Annotated in this window: 2 rRNA genes (1 of these 2 cut by a window edge); both read left to right on the top strand. The window is 53.2% G+C overall.

Going from position 1 to position 2,500, the window contains the following annotated elements:
* A 23S ribosomal RNA gene (locus ACQZ5G_RS25015) occupies positions 1-1,842 on the top strand; it begins 956 nt to the left of the window's first position.
* Between the two features lie 395 nt (positions 1,843-2,237).
* Positions 2,238-2,352: ribosomal RNA gene (gene rrf, locus ACQZ5G_RS25010) — 5S ribosomal RNA — on the top strand.
* Positions 2,353-2,500: the final 148 nt, after the last annotated feature.

Raw genomic sequence — 2,500 nt, 5'->3', positions numbered from 1 at the left:
CCGAGGAGTACTAGTCGGCAGACACACGGCGGGTGCTAACGTCCGTCGTGAAAAGGGCAACAACCCTGACCTCCAGCTAAGGTCCCCAAGTCATGGCTAAGTGGGAAAGGATGTGAGGATCCCAAAACAACCAGGATGTTGGCTTAGAAGCAGCCATCATTTAAAGAAAGCGTAACAGCTCACTGGTCTAAATAAGGGTCTTTGCGCCGAAAATGTAACGGGGCTAAAGCCATGCACCGAAGCTGAGGATTTGCACTTTGTGCAAGTGGTAGCGGAGCGTTCCGTAAGTCTGTGAAGGCGGACCCGTGAGGGCTGCTGGAGATATCGGAAGTGCGAATGTTGACATGAGTAACGATAAAGGGAGTGAGAGACTCCCTCGCCGAAAGACCAAGGGTTCCTGCTTAAAGTTAATCTGAGCAGGGTTAGCCGGCCCCTAAGACGAGGCGGACACGCGTAGTCGATGGGAACCACGTTAATATTCGTGGGCCTGGTGGTAGTGACGGATCTCGTGTGTTGTTCAACCTTATTGGATTGGTTGGGCGGCGAAGAGGTTCCAGGAAATAGCTCCACCGTATAGACCGTACCCGAAACCGACACAGGTGGTCAGGTAGAGTATACCAAGGCGCTTGAGAGAACTATGTTGAAGGAACTCGGCAAATTGCACGCGTAACTTCGGAAGAAGCGTGACCCTTTTGTACGCAAGTATGATGGGGTGGCACAGACCAGGGGGTAGCGACTGTTTATCAAAAACACAGGGCTCTGCGAAGTAGCAATACGACGTATAGGGTCTGACGCCTGCCCGGTGCTGGAAGGTTAAAGGGAGGGGTGCAAGCTCTGAACTGAAGCCCCAGTAAACGGCGGCCGTAACTATAACGGTCCTAAGGTAGCGAAATTCCTTGTCGGGTAAGTTCCGACCTGCACGAATGGCGTAACGACTTCCCCGCTGTCTCCAACATAGACTCAGTGAAATTGAATTCCCCGTGAAGATGCGGGGTTCCTGCGGTCAGACGGAAAGACCCCGTGCACCTTTACTATAGCTTTACACTGGCATTCGCCAAGGCATGTGTAGGATAGGTGGTAGGCTTTGAAGCAGGGACGCCAGTTTCTGTGGAGCCATCCTTGAAATACCACCCTTATCTTCGTGGATGTCTAACCGCGGTCCGTTATCCGGATCCGGGACAGTGTATGGTGGGTAGTTTGACTGGGGCGGTCGCCTCCGAAAGAGTAACGGAGGCGCGCGATGGTTAGCTCAGACCGGTCGGAAATCGGTCGTCGAGTGCAATGGCATAAGCTAGCCTGACTGCGAGACTGACAAGTCGAGCAGAGACGAAAGTCGGTCATAGTGATCCGGTGGTCCCGTGTGGAAGGGCCATCGCTCAACGGATAAAAGGTACGCCGGGGATAACAGGCTGATGACCCCCAAGAGTCCATATCGACGGGGTTGTTTGGCACCTCGATGTCGACTCATCGCATCCTGGGGCTGGAGCAGGTCCCAAGGGTATGGCTGTTCGCCATTTAAAGCGGTACGTGAGTTGGGTTCAGAACGTCGTGAGACAGTTCGGTCCCTATCTGCCGTGGGTGTAGGAATATTGACAGGATCTGTCCCTAGTACGAGAGGACCGGGATGGACGTATCTCTGGTGGATCTGTTGTCCTGCCAAGGGCATAGCAGAGTAGCTATATACGGAATGGATAACCGCTGAAGGCATCTAAGCGGGAAACCAACCTGAAAACGAGTGTTCCCTATCAGAGCCGTGGAAGACGACCACGTCGATAGGACGGGTGTGGAAGCACAGCAATGTGTGAAGCTTACCGTTACTAATAGCTCGATCGACTTCTTCGTTCCCATTGAATATGTTCATCAAGCGAAGCTTGATGACATCATTCTTCTGTCCTCACGGGCCAAAGGCCCTGCGGACGGCGCGCCGGACAACCGGCGACGGACTAGTGTCCTGTATGGCTGCCATGCTCACTGTTGAGCAAAGGTGAAATACGGATCGGTCACAGAAAGACGTGTAAATTAAATAGAGCTTCGGCTCTCCAGCTTCTCGAAACAACAGTTTCCATGTGAAAACATGAACTAGGTTGCTTTGGCCACCTGGTCCCTCATATCAGAGGTGACCGTATGGCCGATTGGCGTCCCCCGTGAGCGAAAAGCGAACGGGATAAGGCATGCCAATCAAACAAAGCAATCATATGTTCATGCGTTCCGCATGAACATATGTTGCGTTTTGCCGACCTGGTGGTTATCGCGGGGCGGCTGCACCCGTTCCCATTCCGAACACGGCCGTGAAACGCCCCAGCGCCAATGGTACTTCGTCTCAAGACGCGGGAGAGTAGGTCGCTGCCAGGTCTGCAAAACGCAACTCAAAATCTTCTCAATCACAAAAACGGGCAAAAGCCCAAATCAAGAGGCCGCAAATGCGGCCTTTGTGCTATAATAAAACCAGTCAACGCGGGGTGGAGCAGCCCGGTAGCTCGTCAGGCTCATAACCTGAAGG

The sequence above is a fragment of the Agrobacterium sp. 22-214-1 genome (genome assembly GCF_053522465.1).
Note: the sequence above shows the minus strand (reverse complement) of the source record. Positions and strands in the feature narration are given on the sequence as shown.